Below are 22,117 nucleotides of genomic sequence, written 5' to 3'. Positions count from 1 at the left end.
GGCGGTGCTGTGATGCAGAGGCCGGCGTCGCTCGGGGCGGTGCGAGGACGAGCGGAGCGACGGGGCCGGGTCGGGAGCGTTCGTCCCGACTGCGTCCAGTCAAGGCCGCTCGTGTTTCGGAGTGGTTTCGGCCAGAAGAAGCCTGCGTGACGCCGGGCAGGCATCGGGTGGGCGCCGGGGCCGCCGCCGGATGTAACACGATCGCGTTCCCGATGTCATCGCTCCGAAACACCGCGTTGACCTAATGGAGGCTCACGACGTCGGACTCCGCCGTCGCGCACCGCTCGACTCGAGACTCCGAGGAGCACCATGACCGATCTGCAGACGCCCCGCCTCCGCACCGCCGATCCCGCACCCTCCGACTCCGCCGACTCCGCCTGCGCCGCCGACGCCTGCGGTTCCGCCCCCGTCCGCCGCACCGGCTCCTCAGCCCTGCGCACCCGCGTCGACATCGCCCTCCAGGGCATCCGCGTCGACGCCCCCGTGCACCGCGAGGCCGGCGCCGGCCCGAGCGACGACGGGCACGTGATGCTCGGCGGGCTCGGCGCCGCCATCCCGGTGAACCCGAAGAGCCCCTACGCCGTCACCAACGGCCGCCTCCTGCTCGACGGCGCCGACATCGGCCTGGACGTCGAGCCGGTGAAGCGCCCGCGCTTCTACGACCTGAGCACCGCCGACGGCGTCTCCTACGAGAAGATCGCCCGCCTGCACGGCCGGAACATCCTGGCCACCACCGTCGTGCAGACCTGCATGCGCTACGACGAGGCCGAGCGCTGCCGGTTCTGCGCGATCGAGGCCTCGCTCGCCAACGACTCGACCATCGCGGTGAAGACCCCGGCGCAGCTCGCCGAGGTCGCCGAGGCGGCCGCCCGGCTCGACGGCATCCGCCAGATGGTGATGACCACCGGCACCTCCAAGGGCCGCGACCGCGGCGCCCGGCACCTCGCCCGCTGCGTCCGCGCGGTGCTCCAGGCCGTCCCCGGGCTGCCGATCCAGGTGCAGTGCGAGCCGCCGGAGGACCTCGCCGCGCTGCAGGAGCTCAAGGACGCCGGCGCCCTCTCCATCGGCATCCACATCGAGTCGATGGACGACGACATCCGCCGCCGCTGGACCCCCGGCAAGGCGCGCGTCTCGACCGCGAAGTACTGGGAGGCCTGGGACGAGGCGGTGCGGATCTTCGGCCGCAACCAGGTCTCGACCTACCTGCTCGTCGGCCTCGGTGAGGACCCGGACGAGCTGGTCGCCAGCGCCGGCGAGCTGATCGAGCGCGGGATCTACCCGTTCGTGGTGCCGTTCCGGCCGCTCAAGGGGACGCTGGCGACGGAGGTGGACCACGTCCTGCCACCGGCCGGCTCGCTGCTGGAGAAGGTCAGCGAGCAGGTCGCCGCGCTGCTGATCGCCGCGGGGATGCTCTCCTCCGGGCAGAAGGCGGGCTGCGCGGCCTGCGGCGCCTGCGGCGTGCTGAAGACCGCCGGCGCCTGATGGAGCTCTCGATCCTCGAGGGGGTCCGCGCGGTCGCGCCGGCCGCCCGCGAGGCCTTCGTGGTCGTGGTCGCCGATGCGGCCGAGGTGGCCGCCTACCGGGCGCTGCGCCGCGAGGTGTTCGTCGGCGAGCAGGGCCTCTTCGACGCGGACGACCGCGACGCGCTCGACGAGGATCCGCGCACCGTGGTGCTGGTGGCCCGCTCGGCCGACGGCGTGCTCGGCGGGGTGCGGATCGCGCCCGCGCTCGAGCAGGATCTGGGCTGGTGGACCGGCAGCCGCCTCGTCGTCCGCCGCAGCGCCCGCGGCGGTGCCGGGATCGGCGCCGCACTGGTGCGCGCCGCCTGCGCCGAGGCCGAGGCGCGCGGCGTGATCCGCTTCGAGGCGACGGTGCAGACGCAGAACGAGGTGCTCTTCCGCCGGCTCGGCTGGGACCGGCTCGGCACCGTCGAGGTCGCGGGGACGCCCCACGTGCGGATGCGCTGGCCGATCGACCGCTTCGACCGGCTCGCGCGCGGTGCGAAGGCCGCGCTCGGTCCGCTGCTCGACGCCTTCGCCGGTCAGCTCGGCGGCCCGGGCTTCCGCGGCGACGACGGCGCGCCCGTCCCCGGCTCCGACCTCGTCGCCGTCTGCGACGCGATCGTCCCCTCGATGGTCGAGCGCGACCCGGAGTGGGCGGGCTGGTGCTCGGTGCTCGTCAACGTCAACGACCTCACGGCGATGGGCGCGGACCCGGTCGGCCTGCTCGACGCGGTCGCCGCCCGGGACGCCTCCTTCGCCGCGCGCGTCCTCCGCGGACTGCGCGCCGGCGCCGAGGCCTGGGGTGTGCCGCTGCTCGGCGGGCACACCCAGCTCGGCGTCCCGGCCGCACTCTCGGTCACCGGCCTCGGCCGCACCGCGCGCCCGGTCCCCGGCAGCGCCCCGGTCGGCCACGAGCTGAGCCTCACCGCGGACCTCGCGGGCGGCTGGCGCCCGGGCTACGCCGGGCTGCAGTGGGACTCGACCTCGGGCCGCTCACCGGAGGTGCTGCGGGCGCTCGCGGCGAGCGTCGGCGCCGCCGCCCCCGACGGCGCGAAGGACGTCAGCATGGCCGGCCTCGTCGGCACCGTCGGCATGCTCGCCGAGGCGTCCGGCGCGGGCGCCGAGCTCGACGTCGCCGCGATCCCCCGCCCCGCCGCCGCGGGACTCGCCGACTGGCTCTCCTGCTTCCCCGGCTTCGCGATGCTCACCGCCGACCGCCCCGGCGCCTCCCGCATGGGCACGCCTCACACGACGACCGCCGCCATCGGCCGCGTCGTCCCCGGCGAGGGCGTCACCCTCCGCTGGCCCGACGGCGAGACCACCCCCGCGATCACCTCCGCCGTCACCCGCCTCGGCCCCGCCTGACCCCTGCCGCGACCGCGCGATATCAGCGGAATGGTCGGCGTCCCCCGCATGCTGGTCGAGTAGCCCCGCAGGGGCGTATCGAGACCCACCGTCACCAGCACGGCTGGTCTGCAGACTCGGGTTCCGACGCTGGTGGATCTCGATACGCCCGCTGCGCGGGCTACTCGATCAGCATGGGCGTCCCACCCTTCTCAGCTGATGTCGAGCGGCCCGATCCGTTTGAGCCGCCGCCGCGCGGGTACCGGAGGTCTGCACGCGCGTCCGCGACCCCTGCGGACGCCTCCGACCGAGAGGTGACCGTGACCATCGACACCGCGACCCCCGCCGCCGGCACGACCGGCGCCACCGCCGACCTCGCCGCCGACGCCGTCTCCCGCGCCCGCGCCGCCTTCCCCGCCTGGGCCGCCACCGCGCCCGCCGAGCGCGGTGCCCTGCTGCGCGCCGCCGCCCACCACGTGGCCGCCCGCGAGCAGGAGCTCGCCGACCTCAACACCGAGGAGACCGGCAAGCCCGCCGGCGACGCCCTCGGCGGCGTCCGCGCCGGCGTCGACACCCTGCTGCAGTACGCCGAGCTCGGCCCCCTGCACCGCGGCAAGAGTCTGCGCGGCGGCGCCCTCAACGTCGACCTCGCCCTGCCGCACCCGCGCGGCGTCGTCCTCGCGCTCACCCCCTGGAACGACCCGGTCGCCGTCGCCGCCGGCATGCTCGGCGCCGCGATCGTCTCCGGCGACGTCGTCGTGCACAAGCCGAGCGAGCGCAGCCCCGGAACCGGCGCGCTCTTCACCCGCCTGCTCGCCGAGGCCCTGCCCGAGGGCGTGCTGACCCTCGTCGAGGGCGACGGCGCCGTGGGCGACGCCCTGGCCCGCACCGACGGCGTCGATGTCCTCGCGCACGTCGGCTCGACCGCCACCGGCCGTGCCCTCGCCCGGATCGCCGCCGTCACCGGCGCGCACACCATCCTCGAGAACGGCGGCAACGACGCGCTCGTCGTCGACCGCGACGTCGACCCGGTCTGGGCCGCCGAGCAGGCCGCCCTCGGCGCCTTCGCCAACGCGGGCCAGATCTGCACCTCCGTCGAGCGGATCTACGTGCACCGCGACGTCGCCGAGGCCTTCACCGCGGCGCTGGTCGTCGAGGCGGAGCGCTGGCGCGACGGCCCGCTCCCCCGCCTGGTCGACGCCCGGATGCGCGACGCCGTGCACGAGCACGTCACCTCCGCCGTCCGCGACGGCGCCCGCGTCCTCACCGGCGGCGAGCCCGGCGACGGCACCTTCTACCCCGCCACCGTCCTCGCCGACTGCACCGACGAGATGCTGGTGATGACCGAGGAGACCTTCGGCCCCGTCGCTCCGGTCCTCGTCGTCGACGACTTCGACGAGGCGCTCACCCGCGCCGCCGCCGGTCCCTACGGCCTCGCGGCCACCGTCCTCACCGCCGACATGGAGCACGCGCACCGCGCCGCGGCGACCCTCCCGGTCGGCACCGTCAAGATCAACGGCGTCTTCGGTGGCGCCCCCGGCGGCAGCGCTCAGCCGCGCGGCACCAGCGGCTCGGGCTTCGGCTACGGCCCGGAGCTGCTCGACGAGATGACCACCACCACGGTCGTGCACTTCGGCCTCCCCGTCCTCCCCGGCGCCGGGCGATGAGCCTCGAGGGCTCCGCGCTCCAGCGGGCGAGCGCGCTGGTCGCCCACGTGCGCGAGCGGCCGCCGGTCGTCGCCGTGGTCGGCGACCTCATCCTCGACTCCTGGTGGCTCGGCGAGGCCGAGCGGGTGACCCGCGAGGCCCCCGCCCCGGTGCTGCGCCTCGAGGACGTCGTCGACGTCGCGGGCGGCGCGGCCAACACCGCGGCGAACCTCTGCGCGCTCGGCGCCGTGGTCCGCACGGTCGGCGTCGCCGGGCGCGACCCCGAGGGCGACCGCCTCCTCGCCGCGCTCGAGCGCGCAGGCCTGGACACCGGTGCGATCGTCCGGAGCGACGCCGCGACCACCATCAAGACCCGCGTCGTCGGCGGCGACAGCGTCATGCTGCGCGTCGACTCCGGCCCGCACCGCCCGTCCGACCCCGAGCTGACCGAGCTCGCCGAGGCCGCCGTCCGCGCGGCCGACGGCGCCGACGCCGTGCTCGTCTGCGACTACGGCTCCGGGATCCTCCGCGAGGCCGTCGAACGCGTGCTCGCCGCGCAGCGCCCCGGCCTCCTCGTCGTCGATGCGCACGAGCTCGCCGACTGGGCCTTCGCGGCCCCCGACCTGGTCACCCCGAACGCCAAGGAGGCGGAGCGACTCCTCGGCACCCCGCTCGGCCGCGGCACCGAGCGCGCCGCCGCCGTCCGCGCCGCCGCCGAGAAGCTCCGCGAGCGCTCCGGCGCCCGGCACGTCGTGGTCACCCTCGACCGCGACGGCTCGACCGCCCTCGACGCCGACGGCACCGTCTCCCGCACCTTCGCGCAGCCGGCCGAGGAGAAGCAGGCCTCGGGCGCCGGCGACACCTTCGCCGCCACCGCGACCCTCGCCCTCGCCGCCGGCCGCTCGCTGGCGACCGCCGTCGACCTGGCGCAGGCCGCGGCCGACGTGGTCGTGCAGCGCCCCGGCACCTCCGTCTGCACCGCGGACGACCTGCTCGCCTCGCTCGCCGCGCCCGGCGCCGTCGTGCTCGGCGAGGACGGCCTGGTCGAGGTGCTCGCCGAGGAGGCCCGCCGCGGCCGCCGCATCGTCTTCACCAACGGCTGCTTCGATGTCCTGCACCGCGGCCACACCGCCTACCTCCGTCAGGCGCGCGAGCTCGGCGACGTGCTGGTCGTCGCCGTGAACGACGACGACTCCGTCCGCCGGCTGAAGGGCGAGGGCCGCCCGATCAACCCCGAGGGCGACCGCGCGGGCGTCATCGCCGAGCTGGGCTGCGTCGACTACGTCACGCTCTTCAGTGGCGACACCCCGATCCCGCTGCTCGAGCGCGTGCAGCCCGACGTCTACGTGAAGGGCGGCGACTACGCCCCCGACATGCTCGCGGAGGCGGTGGTCGTCCGCTCCTACGGCGGCACCGTCACCACCGTGGGCTACGTCTCCGAGCACTCGACGACCGAGATGGTCCAGCGCATCCGCTCGTCGTCGGCGCCGTGAGCAGCCGGCGCTGGTCGGGGCTCTGGGGGCGCGACCTGCCCCCGGAGACCCCGGCCGTCGACGTCCTGATCCCGACGGCCGGCCGCTCGGCCGAGCTGGCGGCGACCCTCGCGGGCCTCGCGGCGCAGGACGATCCGCCGTTCCGCGTGATCGTCAGCGATCAGTCGGACGCCGCAGTGACGGAGACGGACCCGACCGTTGTCTCGATGCTGCGGATCCTCGCCGCGCAGGGCCGCGCTCCGCTCGTGCGCCGGCATCTCCCCCGGCGGGGCCTCGCGGAGCAGCGGCACTATCTCCTCTCGCTCGCGACCGCCCCCGCGGTCCTCTACCTCGACGACGACGTCTGGCTCGAGCCGGGCACGCTGGCGCGGCTGCACGACGCACTCGAGCGCCTCGGCTGCGGCTTCGTCGGCTCGGCCGTGCAGGGGCTGTCCTACCTCGGCGACGAGCGGCCGCACGAGCAGACCGCCTTCGCGCCCTGGGACGACGGCGTCCAGCCCGAGCGGATCCGACGCGGGACGCCGGAGTTCGAGCGCTGGCCGCTGCACAACGCCGCGAACCTCACCCACGTCGCCGCCCGCCTCGACGTCCCGGAGGGCGCCTGGCGCGCCTACCGCGTCGCCTGGCTCGGCGCGTGCGTGCTCTACCGTCGCGAGGCGCTCGTCGCCTGCGGCGGCTTCGACTTCTGGGAGCAGCTGCCCCCGGAGCACAGCGGCGAGGACGTCGCCGCGCAGTGGCGCGTCATGGAGCGCTTCGGCGGCGCGGGGCTCGTCCCCAGCGGCGCCGTGCACCTCGAGACGCCCACGACGGTCACCGACCGGCGCGTGGACGCCTTCGACCGGCTCTTCACCGAAGAGCACCAGCACTGACCGAACGACGAAAGGACAGCACGATGGATGCACCCAACCCGATCCAGGTCCAGAAGTACCTCTCCGGGATCGACTACCCGGCCTCGAAGGACACGATCGTCGAGACCGCCGAGAAGGAGGGCGCCGACAGCGACGTCCTCGACGCCCTCCGCGCCATCCCGGCCGGCGACTACGACAAGCCCACCGACGTGAGCTCCGCCGTCTCGAACGTCTGACCCCCTCCGCGAGATGCCACTTGTGAGCGCGACACGCCGTGTCGCCCGCTCACAAGTGGCATCTCGCACGTGGAGGTCGCACCTGCGGTGCGGCTCCCCTCCATGCTGGCCGAGCAGCCCTGCGTCACGAGGTCGCACCTCCGGTGCTGCCGCCCTTCCATGCTGGTCGAGTAGCCGTCCGCAGGACGGCGTATCGAGACCCCGCCCCGCCCGCACTCAGGCCGAGACCGCCTCGCGCTCCTTCAGCACGCCGGACTCCAGCGCCGCGAACGAGAGCACCTTGTAGCCCTCGGACTCGAAGAAGATCGTCGCGCGGTCGTCCTCGACGCTCATGACCGTCCCCGCACCCCACTCGCGGTGCTCGACGGCCTCGTCGACGCTCAACGGCGCATCGGCAGGAGCCGCGGACGCCGCCTCGTCGGCCGCCTCCTGGCGCGCCTCGTGCCGCTCGCAGCCGTCGCAGTTGCCACACCACTCCGGCCCCTCGACGCCGAAGTAGTCCAGCAGCACGCGCCGCCGGCACTGCGAGGTCTCCGCGTAGGCCCGCATCATCGACAGCCGCGACTCCGCGATGCGCTCGCGCGAGGCGAGCCCCTCCTTCACCGCGCGCACCGCGTCGTCCCCGCTGGCGTCGCTCACGGCCCGCAGGCCGCCCTCGGTCTCGAGCAGATCCGCCTCGGCCAGGTCGTTGACCAGCCGCGCGACGGTGCGCGGCGACTTGCCCAGCGCCTCCGCCAGCTCGTCGACCTGCACGCCCGGCCTGTCGGACACGGCCGCCCACACCACGCGCAGCGCGGCCGGCTCGACCCGGCGCTTGGCGAAGAAACGGCGCAGCCCGAGGTCCTCGAGCCGGTAGTGCAGCGCGGCCGTCGCGGGCTCGCTGTCGCGACCGGCGCGTCCGATCTCCTGGTAGTACGCGTCGAGCGACTCGGACGTCGTCGCGTGCAGCACGAAGCGCACGTCGCCGCGGTCGATCCCCATGCCGAAGGCGGAGGTGGCGACCACGACGTCCAGCTCGCCGTCGCGCCACTGCCGGTGCACATCGCGCCGCTCGCTGGTCTTGAGCCCCGCGTGGTACGCCGCGACGGAGCGGCCCTCGGCAGCGATCTCCGCCGCGTAGGTCTCCGTCTCCTTGCGAGTGGCCACGTAGACGAGCCCTGGAGCAGTCCAGCTGCGGGCCTCCTCGGCGACGGCCGCGCGCTTCTCGTTCTCGCTCTCGTGGCGGTGCACCACGAGACGGATCTCGGGGCGGTCGACGCCGTGCACCTGCACCTCGGGATCGGTCATGCCGAGCCGGTCGATGATCTCCTCGCGCACGGGCCGCGAGGCAGTGGCCGTCATCGCGAGCACCGGCGGGACGCCCAGCGCACTGCGGACGTCCTTGAGTCGCAGGTAGTCCGGGCGGAAGTCATGGCCCCAGGAGGAGACGCAGTGCGCCTCGTCGACGACCAGGAGCGAGACGCCGGCCGCGGCGAGCCGGGCGACGTTCTCCTCCTTGGCCAGCTGCTCCGGAGCGAGCAGCACGTACAGCGGGCCGCCCTCGTCGATGCGCTCCCAGGCCCGCGCGACGGCGGCGGTGCCCTGCGCGGAGTTGATGGCGACGGCGGGCGGCGCGGCCGGCGCGGCCTCGATCGAGGCGAGCTGGTCGGCCTGCAGCGCGACGAGCGGCGAGACGACGAGCACGACGCCCCCGCGCTCGGCGCCGGCGATCTGGTACACGGCGGACTTGCCGCCGCCCGTCGCGAGCACGAGCAGCGTGTCCCGGCCCGCGGCGGCCGACTCGATGGCCTCGCGCTGCCCCGGCAGCAGCGACGTCCAGCCGAAGTCCTCGCGAGCGATGCGATCGACGCTGCTGCGCGTGATCTTCTTCGTGGCGGTCTTCTTCGTGGCGGTCTTCTTCGCGCCGGTCTTCTTCGCGGTGGTCTTCTTCGCGGTGGTCTTCTTCGCGCGGCTCTTCTCAGCGGCGGCGGTCGTCGTGGCAGTGCTCTTGGTCGTGGCGGTGGTATCGGAACTGCGGGTCGGGCGGGACGAGCTCATGCTTCGACGCTACGACTCCGTCCCCGTCGAGCGTCTCCACTTGACAGCTCCGGGGAGCACGGTGAAGCCACCGCCCCGCCCCGTGCCGGTCGCAGAGCGCCGGAGCGCCCCCATGCTGGTCGAGTAGCGCCGGAGGCGCGTATCGAGACCCACCTACCGCCGGAACGTGTCAAGACCCTGACGCCCGCCGCCGCCCGCGTGCTCCGATGGACACTCCGACGAGAGGAGCCCCCGTGCCCGAGAACGTGAACGAGGACCTGCCCGAGCAGGAGTCCGACCTGACCCCGAACACCGGCGGCGCCCAGACCGTGCTGCCCGGCGAGGACGCGACCGACGCGAGCGCCGCGGGCGCCGCTCCGGGCGGCACCGCCATCGACCGCGGCGTCTCCGACTCCGTCACGGAGGGCGACAGCGCCGGTGACACCGTCTCCGGCGACGCCGACCTCCCGGACGACACGGACGGCCCCGTCACCGACGACCGCGCCTCCGCCGACTGAGTCGAGCCCGTCGACGTCCGCGAGACGCCACTTGTGCACGCGACACGCCGTGAGAGGCGTGCGCAAGTGGCATCTCGCGGAGAGGGTCAGGCTCGGGACACCACCGGGCTGAAGAGCGTGCCGATGCCCTCGATGTCGATCGCGACCGTGTCGCCGTTGGCGATCGGCCCGACGCCGGCGGGCGTCCCGGTCAGGATGATGTCGCCCGGCAGCAGCGTGAACACCCGCGAGACGTAGGCGATGATCTCGGGCACCCCGTGGATCATGTCGCCGGTGTTCCCGGACTGCAGCCGCCGTCCGTTCACCCGCGTCTCCAGCGCGCTCTCGTTCCAGACGAACTCGGTCTCGATGACCGGCCCGATCGGGCAGAACGTGTCGTAGCCCTTAGCCCGGGCCCACTGCCCGTCCGACTTCTGCAGGTCGCGCGCAGTGACGTCGTTCGCGATCGTGTACCCGAAGACGACGTCCTCGTAGTCCTCCGCCCGCACGTTCCGCGCGATCGCCCCGATCACGACCGCGAGCTCGCCCTCGAACTCCACCTGCTGGCTGTCCTCGGGCAGCACGATCGCCTCGTCCGGCCCGATCACCGAGGTGTTCGGCTTGAGGAACATCAGCGGCTCGGCCGGAGCGTCGCCGCCCATCTCGGCCGCGTGGTCGGAGTAGTTCTTGCCGATCCCGATCACCTTCGAGCGCGGGATCACCGGCGCGAGCAGCTTCGCCTCGGCGAGCGGGATCCGCTCGCCCGTGGTCTCGAAGCCCGCGAACATCGGGTCGCCGGCGAGCACGACCAGGTCGTCCTCGTCCAGGATCCCGAAGTGGATCGCACCCCCGTTGTCTCCGGAGCGCTGCGTGGCGAATCGTGCGATCTTCATGCGTCCAACCTCGTCATCCAGCCGTGCGTGTCCTCGCGACGTCCGTACTGGATGTCGGTCAGCTCCTCGCGCAGCGACATCGTCAGCGCGCCGGCCGGCGCGCCCTCGTGGCCCACCGAGAAGCCGTCGCCCTTGAGCTCGGCGATCGGCGTGATGACCGCCGCGGTCCCGCAGGCGAACACCTCCACCACGTCACCGGACTCGACCCCGTCGCGCCACTCGTCGATCGACACCTGGCGGCGCTCCACGCGGTGGCCGCGGTCCTCGGCGAGCTGCAGCACGCTGTCGCGGGTGATCCCCTCGAGGATCGAGTCCGACTCCGGCGTGACGAGCGTGCCGTCCTTCTTCACGAGCACGACGTTCATGCCGCCGAGCTCCTCGATCCAGCGCGACTCCTGCGAGTCGAGGAAGAGCACCTGCGCGCAGCCGTGCTGGTACGCCTCCTGCTGCGGCAGCAGCGACGAGGCGTAGTTGCCGCCGGTCTTCGCCGCGCCGGTGCCGCCCTTGCCCGCGCGGGCGAAGGACGTCGACAGCCAGATCGACACCGGGGCCACGCCGCCGGAGAAGTAGGCGCCGGCCGGGCTCGCGATCACGTAGTAGCCGACCTCCTCGGCCGCGCGCACGCCGAGGAACGCCTCCTTCGCGAACATGAACGGCCGCAGGTAGAGGCTCGTCTCCGGCTCGGACGGCACCCAGGCACCGTCCGCCGCGATCAGCTGCCGCAGCGACTCGACGAACAGCTCGGTCGGCAGCTCGGGCAGTGCGAGCCGCCGGGCGGAGCGCTGCAGCCGGCCGGCGTTCGCCTCGGGGCGGAAGGTCCAGATCGAGCCGTCCGCGTGGCGGTAGGCCTTCATCCCCTCGAAGATCTCCTGCGCGTAGTGCAGCACGGCCGCGGCCGGGTCGAGCTGGATCGGGCCGTAGGGCTCGACGCGCGCCTGGTCCCAGCCGCCGGCGCGCGACCAGCGGATGTCGACCATGTGGTCGGTGAAGTGGACCCCGAAGCCGGGGTTCGCGAGGATGCGGGCGCGCTCCTCGTCGGAGCGGGGCGCGGGGTTGGCGGTCACCTCGAAGGCGAGGTCCTGCGCGGGGAGGGTGTCGGTCATGAGGGGTTCTTCCTGGAGTGGCGTGGGGCCCGGGGGCGGGGGCCGGAGAGGAGGGTCAGCGGAGCCGCGAGACGACGGAGTCGCCGATCGCGGCCGTGGAGCGCGGGGTGCCGTCGCGCGACTCGATGTCGGCGGTCACGGCCGCCGTCACGCGGGCGGCCTCGTCGCCGCGACCCAGGTGGTCGAGCAGCAGCGCCACCGACAGGATCGCGGCGGTCGGATCGGCGAGCTGCTTCCCGGCGATGTCGGGCGCGGATCCGTGGACCGGCTCGAACATGCTGGGGAACGCGCCGTCGGGGTTGATGTTGCCCGAGGCCGCGAGTCCGATGCCGCCGCTGATCGCGCCGGCCAGATCGGTCAGGATGTCGCCGAACAGGTTGTCGGTGACGATGACGTCGAACCTAGCAGGATCGGTCACCAGGAAGATCGTCGCCGCGTCCACGTGGAGGTAGTCGACGGCCACGTCCTCGTAGGTGGCCCCCACCTCGTCCACGAGCCGCTTCCACAGCGAGCCCGCGAAGACCAGCACGTTCGTCTTGTGCACCAGCGTCAGCTTCGAGCGGCGCTTGCGGGCCAGCTCGAAGGCGTGCCGGACGACGCGCTCGACGCCGTAGGCCGTGTTCACCGAGACCTCGTTGGCGATCTCGTGCGGCGTCCCCTGGCGGATCGACCCGCCGTTGCCGACGTACAGCCCCTCGGTGCCCTCGCGGACGACGACGAAGTCGACCTCGCCGGGCGCCGACAGCGGCGACGGCACGCCCGCGTAGAGGCGGGTCGGGCGGAGGTTGACGTAGTGGTCGAGCGCGAAGCGCAGGCGCAGCAGCAGCCCGCGCTCGATGTTCGCGTCCCTGAGGCGCGGGTCGCCGGGCACGCCGCCGACGGCGCCGAGCAGGATCGCGTCGTGCGCGGAGATCGAGGCGAGGTCCTCGTCGGTGAGGACGTCGCCGGTCTCGAGGAACCGGCCGGCGCCGAGCGAGAACGGCGTCTTCTCGATCACCAGGTCGGAGTCGGCGATGACGGCGTCGAGGACCTTCACGGCCTCGGCGATCACCTCCGGTCCGATCCCGTCTCCGGGGATGACGGCGAGCTTCACGGTGCGGGTCATGGCGGTCCTCAGACGTGCGGGGGGCACGGGCCGGAGTGCTGCGCGTCCAGGGGACTGGGCGCGCGGAGCACTCGAGCGTGCGGGGCAGGAGACCAGCCCAGCGTACTCTCGGGCCGCGCCGCCCGCCGGTCGCGCCGCGTCAGCTCCGGCGCAGGCGCCAGGCCGCCACCACACCGGCGAGCAGCACCAGTCCGACGCCGATCCAGGCCGACCAGCCGACGCCCGCGTCGAACGCGGCTCCGGCCGAGGCGAGCAGGCTCGACGCCGACTCCGCGGGGATCTCGCCCGCGACCGCGACCGCACCGCCCAGGGTCTCCCCCGCGCGCTGCGCCTGGCCGGCGTCGAGGCCCTCGGGCAGCACGACGCCGCTCCGGTAGGCGGCCGTCAGCACCGTGCCGAGCGTCGCCGTGCCGAGCACCGCGCCCAGCTCGTACGCCGTCTCCGACACCGCCGAGGCGGATCCGGCCTTGTCGGCCGGCGCGTTCGCGAGCACCAGCTCGTTGGAGACCGTCTCGGCCGCGCCGATCCCGAGGCCGAGGAAGGCGAACGAGATCGCGACGGTCAGCGCGGAGGCGCCGCCGGGCGCCGCGCTGCCGATGGCGAGCAGCGCGTAGCCCACCGCCGAGATCACGAGTCCCGCCGGCACGACGATCCGCGGCGAGATCCGCCGGGCGATCGGCACCACGCCGAGCCCCGCGCCGATCATCACCACGAGCCCGGGCACCAATACCAGCCCGGCCTCGAGCGGCGAGAGGCCGACGACGAGCTGGAGGTGCTGCGAGACGAAGAACAGCCCGCCGACCAGCGCGACGACGCTGAGCAGGTTGACCAGGATGGCCGCGCTGAACGAGCCGCGGCGGAAGAGCGAGAGGTCGAGCATCGGCACCTCGCGGCGCTGCTGCCGGCGCACGAAGAGCACGCCGCTCACGACGCCGACCACGAGCGAGAGCACCGCGACCGCGTCGATCCCGTGCTCGGCGGCCGACTTGATCGCGTAGACGATCGGCGCCATCGTCGCGAGCGACAGCACGATGCTGACCACGTCGACCGGGCCCGGCTTCGGGTCACGCGACTCCGGCACCAGGATCGGCGCGAGCACCACCAGCGGCAGCAGCACCGGCACCGCGAGCAGGAACACGGAGCCCCAGGGGAAGTTCTCCAGCAGCACGCCGCCGACCAGCGGGCCGACGGCCGAGCCGACCGCGAACCCGGTCGCCCAGATCGCGATCGCCATCCGGCGCTGGTCGCGGTTCGGGAAGAGGCTGCGCAGGAGGGAGAGGGTCGACGGCATCAGGGTGGCGCCGAAGAGACCGAGCGCCGCGCGGGCGGCGATGAGCGCGCCGGCCGTCGGAGCGAAGGCCGCCGCGACGGAGACCACCGCGAAGCCGACCGCGCCGATCAGCAGGAGCTTCCGCCGGCCGACCCGGTCGCCGAGGCTGCCCATCGCCACCAGCAGTCCGGCGAGCACGAGCGGGTAGGCGTCGACGATCCAGAGCAGCTCGGTGCCGGAGGGACCGAGGTCCTCCGCGATCAGCGGCAGCGCGAAGTTGAGGACGGTGTTGTCGACCGATACGAGGAGCACCGGCAGCATCAGCACGGCCAGCGCGAACCAGGCGCGGCGCCCGACGCGGGGACCGTCGGGCTCGACGGCGGCGCGCGAGGCGGGGCCGGGGGTCGTGACGGTGGTGACGGGTGCGGTGCGGGCGGACACAGTGGTGCTCTCTCTCGGACGGGGTGATCGCGATCGAGTATACCGTCCAGCCGGTACAGTAGCCAGGGGCGGAACCGGGATCCGTCCCTAGGATGGAGCCCATGCCCGCCGCCCCCGCCCGCGACCGCGTCCTCGACGCGTTCGAGGCCCTGCTGATCGAGCAGGGCGAGCGCTCGGCCACCCTCGACGCCGTCGCGAAGGCCGCCGGAGTCTCCAAGGGCGGGCTGCTGTACCACTTCCCCTCGAAGGACGCCCTCGTCGACGGACTCGTCGGACGGCTCGACGACCGCCTCGCCGAGGACATCGACCGGATCCGCACGTCCGACGAGGGCGTCGTCCCGTACCTCATCCGCACCTCGTTCGCCGCGGACACCCCCTTCGACCGCACCATCCTCGCCGTCTCGCGCGTGGCCCAGGGCCACGACGAGCGCGCGAGCGCCGGCCTCGCCCGCATCCACGACAGTTGGTACGCCGTCGTCGCCGAGGCCGTCGGCGACCCCCTGGTCGCCCGCGCCATCGTCCTGCTGAGCGACGGCCTCTACTACAACTCCGCCCTGCTCCCCACCGGCGACAGCCCCCGCGGCGAGGCCGCCGACGTCCTCGCCGTCATCGCCCGCCTCCTCCCGAGCTGACCCCGGAGGAGCGGCCGCGCGAAGGACGCGGAGCATGCTGGTCGAGTAGCCGGCCGCAGGGCCGGCGTATCGAGACCCGCCGCCTACAGCCGCACTGTCCCCTCGATCAGCGTCGCCGTCGCCCCGCCGATCCACACGTCGTCCCCCACGCGCTCGACGAGCACGCGTCCCGCGCGCCCCATCGCCGTCCCCTGCGCTGCGACGTAGCGCTCGGGCGCCAGCCCGGCCCCGATCAGCCACTGCGCGATGCCTGCGTTGAGACTCCCCGTCACCGGATCCTCCGCCACCCCCGCGTCCGGGATGAACGCGCGCACCTCGAAGGCGCACTCCGCCCCCGCCGGATGCGGCCCGACCACGCCGACCGCGAGCCCGCCGAGCTGCGCCGACTCCGGGCGGATCGCGAGCACCCGCTCCGCCGACTCCAGCCGCAGCGCCAGCCAGCCCGGCCCGTTGTCCGCCCACTCGTGCCCGAGGATCTCCTCGCGCGCGAGCCCCAGCGCCGCCGCCGCACGCGCCAGCGTCGGCTCGTCCACCGGCCCCGTGCGCTGCCGCGGCGGCGCCGCGAACGCGATCGCCCCGTCCGACACCCGGAGCCGCACGAGCCCGGCCGCGCACTCCTGCACCAGCACTCCGGAGTCGCGGGGCACTCCCCCGGCCGCGAGCCAGGCGTGCGCACTGCCGAGCGTCGGGTGCCCGGCGAACGGCAGCTCGCGCCGCGGCGTGAGGATCCGCAGCCGGTAGTCGGCCTCCGGGGTCGTGGGCGGCAGCAGGAACGTCGTCTCCGAAAGGTTCGTCCAGCGCGCGAACACGGCCATCGACGCGTCGGACACGCCGTCGCCGTCGACGACCACCGCCACCGGGTTGCCGAGGAACGGCTCCGCGCCGAACACGTCGACCTGGGCGAACCTGCGCTCCATGCTGCCGTCTCCTCCGCCGCGCTCGGACCTACTCGGTGATGTCGATCTCCTGCATCAGGTCGGCGTCGATCGCGACGCGGACCTTCTCCAGCAGTCCGTCCGGCGCCGGCGAGTCGATCGTGATCACCGAGAGGGCCTTGCCGCCCGCCTCGGTGCGCGCGATCTGCATGCCCGCGATGTTGACGGAGGCCTCGCCGAACTCGCGCCCGTAGACCGCGACGATCCCGGGACGGTCGACGTAGCTCATCACCACGTGGTGCTTCGCGAGCGGCACCTCGACGTCGTAGCCGTTGATCGCGACGAGCTTCTCGACCTGCTTGGTGCCGGTCAGCGTGCCCGAGACCGAGATCTGCGAGCCGTCCGAGAGGGCGCCGCGGAGTGTGATCACGTTGCGGTACTCGTCCGAGACCGCGTCCGTGATCAGCCGCACCTCGATGCCGCGCTGCTCCGCGAGCACCGGCGCGTTGACGTACGACACCGTCTCCGACACCACGTTGCTGAAGACGCCCTTGAGCGCCGCGAGCTTGAGCACCTTGACGTCGAAGCCGGCCAGCTCGCCGCGCACCTCGACGTCGATCGACGTGACCGGCGAGGCGGCGAGGCCGGAGAAGACCTGGCCCAGCTTCTCGACCAGCGGGATGCCCGGGCGGACGTACGGGTCGATGACGCCGCCGGCGACGTTCACCGCGTCCGGCACGAGCTCGCCCGAGAGCGCGAGTCGCACCGACTTCGCGACCGAGACGCCGGCCTTCTCCTGCGCCTCGTCCGTCGACGCGCCGAGGTGGGGAGTGACGACCACGTTCTCGAGGGCGAGCAGCGGCGAGTCGGTCGGCGGCTCCTTGACGAACACGTCGAGCCCGGCGCCGGCGATGGTCTTGGCGACGAGCGCGCGGTGCAGCGCGTCCTCGTCGATCAGCCCGCCACGCGCGACGTTCACCAGGAACGCGGTCGGCTTCATCAGTGCGAGCTGCGCGTCCGAGATCATCCCGGTGGTCTCCGGGGTCTTCGGCATGTGGATGGTGATGAAGTCGCTCTGCGCGAGGAGCTCCTCGAGCGGCAGGAGCGTCACGCCGAGCTGCTGCGCGCGGGCGCTGGTGACGTAGGGGTCGTACGCGACGACGTTCACGCCGAAGGCCTGCAGGCGCGCGGTGATCAGCGCGCCGATGCGGCCCAGGCCGATGATGCCGACCGTCTTCTCGTAGAGCTCGACACCGGTGTACTTCGAGCGCTTCCAGAGGCCCTGCGCGAGCGCGCTGTGCGCCGCCGGGATGTGACGGGCGAGGCTCAGGATGTGGCCGACGGTGAGCTCGGCGGCCGAGATGATGTTCGAGGTCGGCGCGTTCACGACCATGACGCCCGCGGCGGTCGCGGCGGTGATGTCGACGTTGTCGAGGCCCACGCCGGCGCGCGCGACGACCTTGAGCGAGGGCGCCGCGGCGATCGCCTCCGCGTCGACCTGCGTCGCGGAGCGGACCAGGATCGCGTCGGCCGAGCCGAGCGCCTCGAGCAGCGCGGGGCGGTCGGTGCCGTCCACGGAGCGGATCTCGAAGTCGGGACCGAGGGCGTCCACGGTGGCGGGCGAGAGTTCTTCGGCGATCAGGACGACCGGCTTAGTCACGAGAGGCGCTTCCTTCGGAGAGGGGACGGAGCGGGCACCGAGCACGGGCATCGGTGGAGCCCCCGCCACTTTAGCGGAGGCCCGCAGCCGTCCCCGGCCGTGTGACGCCCGGCCTCGACGGCGGGCGCGACGGCGGCCTAGAGCGAGACGAGGCTCTCGAATCCGAGGATCAGCTGCACGTCGAGCGACAGCGCCGCGGAGAGGCAGAGCGCCGCGAACAGCAGCCCGGTCCGCGCCAGGAGCCCGCGCCGGCGGCCGAGAATCAGTGCCAGCACGAAGCAGACCACCGGCAGCGCCAGCCCGAGCAGCAGCACCGTCCAGCCCGTGCCGTTCAGATCGGTGCCGAGCGTGGCGGCGTAGGCGCGCAGGCCGACCAGGTTGCCGATCCCCTCCCAGACGTCCCAGGCGAAGAACAGGGCGAAGACCGCGGCGATCAGCACCGAGAGCAGGAGGCGCTTCCGACCGCCGTCACGGTGTCCGGTCCCGCCGAGGGTCGCCTTCACCGTGCTCCCGGTCGCGACGGAGTCGTTCGATGCGGAGTCGTTCGATGCGGAGTCGCTCGATGCGGAGTCGCTCATCACGCCCCCTTCAGGAACGGCAGGGGTGCCAGCAGGATCAGCCCGGCGATCAGCCAGAGCACCCGGGTGCGCGTGCGGGCGCTCCGCGTGCCGAGTAGCACGGCGGCGAACCAGGCCGCCGGCCCCGCGACCGCGAGCCAGAGTCCGAGGCCGTAGAGTCCGCCGCCGAGCGGGTCGCCCCCGAACGTCCCGGCGACCGTGGCGTTCTGCCGTGTCGCGGTGATCATCCAGCCGATCGTCCAGAGCAGGTACAGGCCCGCGGCGACGCCCATCGCCACCAGCAGCACGGAGGAGGCGGCCGCCGCGTCGGCGGCGTCGCGCTCGTCGTCCTCGTCGTCCTCGAGCTCGTCGTCGTCCTCGCGGAGCTCGTCCGGCAGCTCGTCGACGTCGCCCTCGCGCGTCTCACGGACCTCCGGAGCCGAGCGCACCGCACGGGGCGTCCGGCGTCGCACCGGGGCGTCGCCCGCCACCAGGGTGGGGTCGCCGCCCTCGCCCGCCCAGCTGAGCGCGTCGTCGTCCCGGTCGTCCTCGGGTCTGCTGTCGATCACCGCAACACCCTAGCCGCGCGGCCTCGCCGTCGGCTCGGAGCAGCCCGACACCTCCCCGCCACCGCGGCGTCACCGCCCGGCCTCCCCGGCGGGCGACCCTTCGGGGATGGCGGAGCAGTCGGGGACGGACGAACGCGGGGTGGAGGGCGGCCGGCGCCGCTACGTCGCGATCGGCGACTCCTTCACCGAGGGCGTCGGCGACCCGCACCGGCTCCTGCCCAACGGCGTGCGCGGATGGGCCGACCGCGTGGCCGACCGGCTCGCCCGCGCCGAACCCGGCTGGGAGTACGCGAACCTCGCGATCCGCTCCAAGCGGCTCGCCCAGATCACCGCGGAGCAGCTGACGCCCGCGCTCGAGCTGCGGCCGACCCTCGTCACCCTCTACGCCGGCGGCAACGACATCCTCGACCTCGCCACCGACATGCGCGTCCTGATCGACGGCTACGAGCACCTGGTCGACGCCCTGGCGACGACGGGCGCGTCGCTCGTGCTCTTCACCGGCTTCGACATCCCCGGGCTGCCCGCCCCACGGATGTTCGTGAAGCGCAACCGCGTCTACAACAGCGCCGTCCGCCGCATCGCCCGCGAGCGCGGCGCCGTCCTCGTCGACTACTGGCGGATGCAGGCGTTCCGCGACGCCGCGATGTGGTCGAGCGACCGGATGCACCTCTCCAAGCGCGGGCACCGCGTGCTCGCCGCGCAGGTGCTGGACGTCCTCGGCGTGCCGCACACCATCTCCGCCGGCCCGTGGGACCCGCCCGAGCCGCTCACGCCGCGCGAGCTGCTGCGCGACCAGTACCGCTGGGCGCACGACTGGGTGCTCCCCCTCGTCGGCCGGAAGATCCGCCGGGTGACCCTGGGCGACCACCTCTCCCCGCGCTGGCCGGAGCCGGTGCTCGTCCCGCCCAAGGGCGGCCTGCGCCGCCTCGCCCGCGACGCCGCCCGCTGACGAGCGTTCACGCGCAGAACATCAGCCGAGAGCACTCGTCATCCGCCATCGGCGATGAGCAGCACTCTCCGCTGATGCTCTGCGCGACGAGTCGCCCGATCCCGAAGCGTTGGCCGCTAGGACAGCAGCGGCAGTCCCGCCACCAGCAGCAGCGCCACCGCGAGCATCACGATCGGCGCCACCCGCCCCGCACCCGCGCTCGACGGCGCGGGCCTCCGCGCCAGTCCGGTCAGCCGGCGGCGGTCGATTGCCGCCGCTCCCCCGCGCACTGACAGCGGTCCCTCCTCGAGATCCCCCGGCCAGCGCTCGACCAGCAGCCCGCGGCTCCGGGCCAGGGCGGCGTCGGACGCGCGCAGCACCGCCAGCGGCAGACCGTTCGCCTGGGACGAGCCGATCCCGGCCGCAGCTCCGGCCGCGACGACGACCGCCGCGGTGACGACGGCCCCCTCCGAGCCCTGCAGCGCGATCACCGCGATCATCAGCAGCACGCCGGCGAGCGCGAGGACGATGCCGACGAGCGAGAGCGCCGAGAACAGGAGGGAGTGGGCCCGCAGATCCCGCGTGGCCGCCCTCCTCCTCGCCTCGGCCCGTGCCGCACGCGACGGCGCGAGGATGCCGACGAGGTCCGCCGGCGAGAGCGCGTCCTCCGGCAGTCGCAGGTCGAACGGCAGATCGGCGGTCTCCGCGAGGTCGTCCCGGCCGAGGTCGGCGGGGACCGGCCAGGCGGCCCGGGCGAAGCGGGTTCCCGCGGCCTCCGTCCGTCTCCGCAGGGCGGTGGCGGTCGCCACGAGGACCGTGCCGGCGATCAGCGCCAGCGCGAGGGCCGTGACCGTCCGCAGCGCCACCGGCGCCGACTCGAGTATCCCCCCGGACGCAAGCGCGAGCGCCGCCGCGAGCCCACCGCCGGCCACCCCGCACAGCACGATCCCCGCCGACACCTCGTACGACAGCCCGTCCCGCGCCGCCGCCACGCCCTCGTCCCACTGCCGCAGCCGCCGTGCCCGTCGCTCCATCCGCCCCACGCTACCCGCGCCCCCCGTGAGCTCTCCCGCGGTCCGCCTGCTGATCGAGTGGCCCGCGCAGCGGGCGTATCGAGATCCACCCCCGCCAGAACACGGGCCTGCAGACCTCCCTGGACGAACCGCATCCGAGGAACGCCCCGTTTCATGCTGATCGAGTAGCCCGCGCAGCGGGCGTATCGAGATCCACCCCCGCCGGAACGAGGGTCTGCAGGCCACCCGCTCCGGCGACGGCGGGTCTCGATACGCCCCTCCGGGGCTGCTCGACCAGCATGCGGACGCGCGGAGCGCCCCGGACGCGACGGAGCCCCGGCCCCGCCGACGTGCGCCGCAGAAGCGGTGTCCGTCGACGGCCCGGGGCTCCGAGGTCCGTCCGTGCGGGCGACTAGCGCGCGACGCTGCCGTCGGTGTAGTCCTCGTCGGTCTGCTTCCAGGCGAAGAGCTTGCGCAGCTCGCGGCCGGTCTCCTCGATCGGGTGCTTCTCGCCCTTGGCGCGCAGCTCCTGGAACTCGGGCGCTCCCGCGTCCTGGTCCGCGATGAAGCGCTTCGCGAAGGCACCGTTCTGGATGTCGCCCAGGACGGCCTTCATGTTCTCCTTGACGCTCGGGTCGATGACGCGGGGGCCCGACACGTAGTCGCCGTACTCGGCCGTGTCGGAGACCGACCAGCGCTGCTTGGCGATGCCGCCCTCCCACATCAGGTCGACGATCAGCTTCAGCTCGTGGAGCACCTCGAAGTAGGCGATCTCGGGCTGGTAGCCGGCCTCGACGAGGGTCTCGAAGCCGTACTGGACGAGCTGCGAGGTGCCGCCGCAGAGCACGGCCTGCTCGCCGAACAGGTCGGTCTCGGTCTCCTCGGTGAAGGTCGTCTTGATGACGCCGGCGCGGGTGCCGCCGATGGCCTTCGCGTAGGACTTCGCGGTCTCCCAGGCGGTGCCGGTCGCGTCGTTCTCGACGGCGATGATGTCCGGGATGCCGCGGCCGGCGACGAACTCGCGGCGTACGGTGTGGCCGGGGGCCTTCGGCGCGATCAGGATCACGTCGACGCCCGCGGGGGCCTCGATGTAGCCGAAGCGGATGTTGAAGCCGTGCGCGAAGGCGAGCGTCTTGCCCTCGGTCAGCTTGTCCGCGATCTGCTCGCTGTAGATGGCGCGCTGGTGCTGGTCCGGCGCGAGGATCATGATCAGGTCGGCCCACTCGGCGGCGTCGGCGACGCTCTTGACCTCGAACCCGTCGTCCTCGGCCTTGGCGGTCGACTTCGACCCCTCCTTGAGAGCGATGACGACCTGGACTCCGGAGTCGCGGAGGTTCTGCGCGTGGGCGTGGCCCTGCGAGCCGTAGCCGACGATCGCGACCTTCTTGGACTGGATGATGGAGAGATCGGCGTCGGCGTCGTAGATGAGCTCGGTCACGTGATGCTTCCTTTTCTGGTTGTGGAGTGGGCGGAGCAGAGGGGACGGCGC

Annotated in this window: 20 protein-coding genes; 9 read left to right on the top strand and 11 right to left on the bottom strand. The window is 73.7% G+C overall.

Features of this window, described 5'->3' with window-relative positions; translation table 11 throughout:
• Positions 1 to 309 precede the first annotated feature (309 nt).
• The 6 genes from MT353_RS18565 to MT353_RS18540 all read left to right on the top strand — a co-directional run bounded on the left by MT353_RS18565 (position 310) and on the right by MT353_RS18540 (position 7,069).
• On the top strand, positions 310 to 1,482 hold the full coding sequence (locus tag MT353_RS18565) for an MSMEG_0568 family radical SAM protein (RefSeq protein ID WP_243625559.1): 1,173 nt from the start codon (positions 310 to 312) through the stop codon (positions 1,480 to 1,482).
• Entirely contained in the window at positions 1,482 to 2,867 is a 1,386-nt protein-coding gene (locus tag MT353_RS18560) for an MSMEG_0567/sll0787 family protein (protein WP_243625558.1), read from the top strand. Before MT353_RS18565 ends, MT353_RS18560 begins: the two co-directional genes overlap by 1 nt.
• Before the next feature lie 299 nt (positions 2,868 to 3,166).
• Complete coding sequence (locus tag MT353_RS18555) at positions 3,167 to 4,513, top strand: aldehyde dehydrogenase (protein ID WP_374204724.1); 1,347 nt, start codon at positions 3,167 to 3,169, stop codon at positions 4,511 to 4,513.
• On the top strand, positions 4,510 to 5,985 hold the full coding sequence (gene rfaE2, locus MT353_RS18550) for a D-glycero-beta-D-manno-heptose 1-phosphate adenylyltransferase (RefSeq protein WP_243625557.1): 1,476 nt from the start codon (positions 4,510 to 4,512) through the stop codon (positions 5,983 to 5,985). The genes MT353_RS18555 and rfaE2 overlap by 4 nt, the downstream gene beginning before the upstream one ends.
• On the top strand, positions 5,982 to 6,854 hold the full coding sequence (locus MT353_RS18545) for a glycosyltransferase family 2 protein (protein WP_243625556.1): 873 nt from the start codon (positions 5,982 to 5,984) through the stop codon (positions 6,852 to 6,854). The genes rfaE2 and MT353_RS18545 overlap by 4 nt, the downstream gene beginning before the upstream one ends.
• Before the next feature lie 23 nt (positions 6,855 to 6,877).
• Positions 6,878 to 7,069, top strand: a complete 192-nt coding sequence (locus MT353_RS18540; protein WP_123737261.1) for a DUF2795 domain-containing protein — start codon at positions 6,878 to 6,880, stop codon at positions 7,067 to 7,069.
• Between the two features lie 216 nt (positions 7,070 to 7,285).
• Here MT353_RS18540 and MT353_RS18535 read toward each other — a convergent pair whose 3' ends face one another.
• Positions 7,286 to 9,106: a RecQ family ATP-dependent DNA helicase gene (locus tag MT353_RS18535; RefSeq protein ID WP_243625555.1), complete on the bottom strand. Its 1,821-nt coding sequence runs from the start codon at positions 9,104 to 9,106 to the stop codon at positions 7,286 to 7,288.
• A 233-nt stretch (positions 9,107 to 9,339) separates the two neighbouring features.
• On the opposite strand from MT353_RS18535, the gene MT353_RS18530 reads away from it, so the two are divergent.
• A complete protein-coding gene (locus tag MT353_RS18530) occupies positions 9,340 to 9,603 on the top strand; it encodes a hypothetical protein (RefSeq protein ID WP_243625554.1) in 264 nt (87 codons plus the stop codon).
• A gap of 86 nt (positions 9,604 to 9,689) precedes the next feature.
• Here the strand turns inward: MT353_RS18530 and MT353_RS18525 are convergent, their stop codons facing one another.
• The 4 genes from MT353_RS18525 to MT353_RS18510 all read right to left on the bottom strand — a co-directional run bounded on the left by MT353_RS18525 (position 9,690) and on the right by MT353_RS18510 (position 14,394).
• Entirely contained in the window at positions 9,690 to 10,475 is a 786-nt protein-coding gene (locus MT353_RS18525) for a fumarylacetoacetate hydrolase family protein (protein WP_123447967.1), read from the bottom strand.
• Positions 10,472 to 11,578: a branched-chain amino acid aminotransferase gene (locus MT353_RS18520; RefSeq protein ID WP_123734014.1), complete on the bottom strand. Its 1,107-nt coding sequence runs from the start codon at positions 11,576 to 11,578 to the stop codon at positions 10,472 to 10,474. Before MT353_RS18520 ends, MT353_RS18525 begins: the two co-directional genes overlap by 4 nt.
• Before the next feature lie 55 nt (positions 11,579 to 11,633).
• A complete protein-coding gene (locus MT353_RS18515) occupies positions 11,634 to 12,683 on the bottom strand; it encodes a 3-isopropylmalate dehydrogenase (RefSeq protein WP_243625553.1) in 1,050 nt (349 codons plus the stop codon).
• Positions 12,684 to 12,822: 139 nt separating this feature from the next.
• Complete coding sequence (locus tag MT353_RS18510; RefSeq protein WP_243625552.1) at positions 12,823 to 14,394, bottom strand: MFS transporter; 1,572 nt, start codon at positions 14,392 to 14,394, stop codon at positions 12,823 to 12,825.
• Between the two features lie 101 nt (positions 14,395 to 14,495).
• Between MT353_RS18510 and MT353_RS18505 the strand changes: the two genes are divergently transcribed.
• Positions 14,496 to 15,026, top strand: a complete 531-nt coding sequence (locus tag MT353_RS18505) for a TetR/AcrR family transcriptional regulator (RefSeq protein ID WP_123447970.1) — start codon at positions 14,496 to 14,498, stop codon at positions 15,024 to 15,026.
• An 83-nt stretch (positions 15,027 to 15,109) separates the two neighbouring features.
• Here MT353_RS18505 and MT353_RS18500 read toward each other — a convergent pair whose 3' ends face one another.
• The 4 genes from MT353_RS18500 to MT353_RS18485 form a co-directional block, all read right to left on the bottom strand.
• Complete coding sequence (locus MT353_RS18500; protein WP_243625551.1) at positions 15,110 to 15,943, bottom strand: PhzF family phenazine biosynthesis protein; 834 nt, start codon at positions 15,941 to 15,943, stop codon at positions 15,110 to 15,112.
• Positions 15,944 to 15,971: 28 nt separating this feature from the next.
• Positions 15,972 to 17,561, bottom strand: coding sequence for a phosphoglycerate dehydrogenase (gene serA, locus MT353_RS18495; protein WP_123447972.1), 1,590 nt, complete (start codon positions 17,559 to 17,561; stop codon positions 15,972 to 15,974).
• Positions 17,562 to 17,698: 137 nt separating this feature from the next.
• Positions 17,699 to 18,139, bottom strand: a complete 441-nt coding sequence (locus MT353_RS18490) for a hypothetical protein (protein ID WP_243625550.1) — start codon at positions 18,137 to 18,139, stop codon at positions 17,699 to 17,701.
• Positions 18,139 to 18,687: a hypothetical protein gene (locus MT353_RS18485; RefSeq protein WP_243625549.1), complete on the bottom strand. Its 549-nt coding sequence runs from the start codon at positions 18,685 to 18,687 to the stop codon at positions 18,139 to 18,141. Before MT353_RS18485 ends, MT353_RS18490 begins: the two co-directional genes overlap by 1 nt.
• Before the next feature lie 106 nt (positions 18,688 to 18,793).
• Here MT353_RS18485 and MT353_RS18480 point away from each other — a divergent pair, with 106 nt between their 5' ends.
• Complete coding sequence (locus MT353_RS18480) at positions 18,794 to 19,636, top strand: SGNH/GDSL hydrolase family protein (protein WP_243625548.1); 843 nt, start codon at positions 18,794 to 18,796, stop codon at positions 19,634 to 19,636.
• A gap of 116 nt (positions 19,637 to 19,752) precedes the next feature.
• Here the strand turns inward: MT353_RS18480 and MT353_RS18475 are convergent, their stop codons facing one another.
• Together MT353_RS18475 and ilvC are read right to left on the bottom strand one after the other, a co-directional pair.
• Complete coding sequence (locus MT353_RS18475; protein ID WP_243625547.1) at positions 19,753 to 20,649, bottom strand: hypothetical protein; 897 nt, start codon at positions 20,647 to 20,649, stop codon at positions 19,753 to 19,755.
• A gap of 391 nt (positions 20,650 to 21,040) precedes the next feature.
• Positions 21,041 to 22,066, bottom strand: a complete 1,026-nt coding sequence (gene ilvC / locus MT353_RS18470) for a ketol-acid reductoisomerase (RefSeq protein ID WP_123447977.1) — start codon at positions 22,064 to 22,066, stop codon at positions 21,041 to 21,043.
• Positions 22,067 to 22,117 lie beyond the last annotated feature (51 nt).

The sequence above is a fragment of the Rathayibacter sp. VKM Ac-2927 genome, assembly GCF_022815525.1.
Lineage (GTDB): Bacteria > Actinomycetota > Actinomycetes > Actinomycetales > Microbacteriaceae > Rathayibacter > Rathayibacter festucae.
The sequence above is the reverse complement of the archived record's forward strand: the minus strand, read 5'-3'. Positions and strand labels throughout refer to the sequence as shown.

Bases quoted from the DNA above. Each gene is read 5' to 3' on its own strand.
- MT353_RS18490 (WP_243625550.1), bottom strand. From the start codon at position 18,139: ATGAGCGACTCCGCATCGAGCGACTCCGCATCGAACGACTCCGCATCG.
- MT353_RS18515 (WP_243625553.1), bottom strand. From the start codon at position 12,683: ATGACCCGCACCGTGAAGCTCGCCGTCATCCCCGGAGACGGGATCGGA.
- rfaE2 (WP_243625557.1), top strand. From the start codon at position 4,510: ATGAGCCTCGAGGGCTCCGCGCTCCAGCGGGCGAGCGCGCTGGTCGCC.
- MT353_RS18525 (WP_123447967.1), bottom strand. From the start codon at position 10,475: ATGAAGATCGCACGATTCGCCACGCAGCGCTCCGGAGACAACGGGGGT.
- MT353_RS18560 (WP_243625558.1), top strand. From the start codon at position 1,482: ATGGAGCTCTCGATCCTCGAGGGGGTCCGCGCGGTCGCGCCGGCCGCC.
- MT353_RS18535 (WP_243625555.1), bottom strand. From the start codon at position 9,106: ATGAGCTCGTCCCGCCCGACCCGCAGTTCCGATACCACCGCCACGACC.
- MT353_RS18480 (WP_243625548.1), top strand. From the start codon at position 18,794: ATGGCGGAGCAGTCGGGGACGGACGAACGCGGGGTGGAGGGCGGCCGG.
- MT353_RS18540 (WP_123737261.1), top strand. From the start codon at position 6,878: ATGGATGCACCCAACCCGATCCAGGTCCAGAAGTACCTCTCCGGGATC.
- MT353_RS18475 (WP_243625547.1), bottom strand. From the start codon at position 20,649: ATGGAGCGACGGGCACGGCGGCTGCGGCAGTGGGACGAGGGCGTGGCG.
- MT353_RS18520 (WP_123734014.1), bottom strand. From the start codon at position 11,578: ATGACCGACACCCTCCCCGCGCAGGACCTCGCCTTCGAGGTGACCGCC.
- MT353_RS18505 (WP_123447970.1), top strand. From the start codon at position 14,496: ATGCCCGCCGCCCCCGCCCGCGACCGCGTCCTCGACGCGTTCGAGGCC.
- MT353_RS18500 (WP_243625551.1), bottom strand. From the start codon at position 15,943: ATGGAGCGCAGGTTCGCCCAGGTCGACGTGTTCGGCGCGGAGCCGTTC.
- MT353_RS18565 (WP_243625559.1), top strand. From the start codon at position 310: ATGACCGATCTGCAGACGCCCCGCCTCCGCACCGCCGATCCCGCACCC.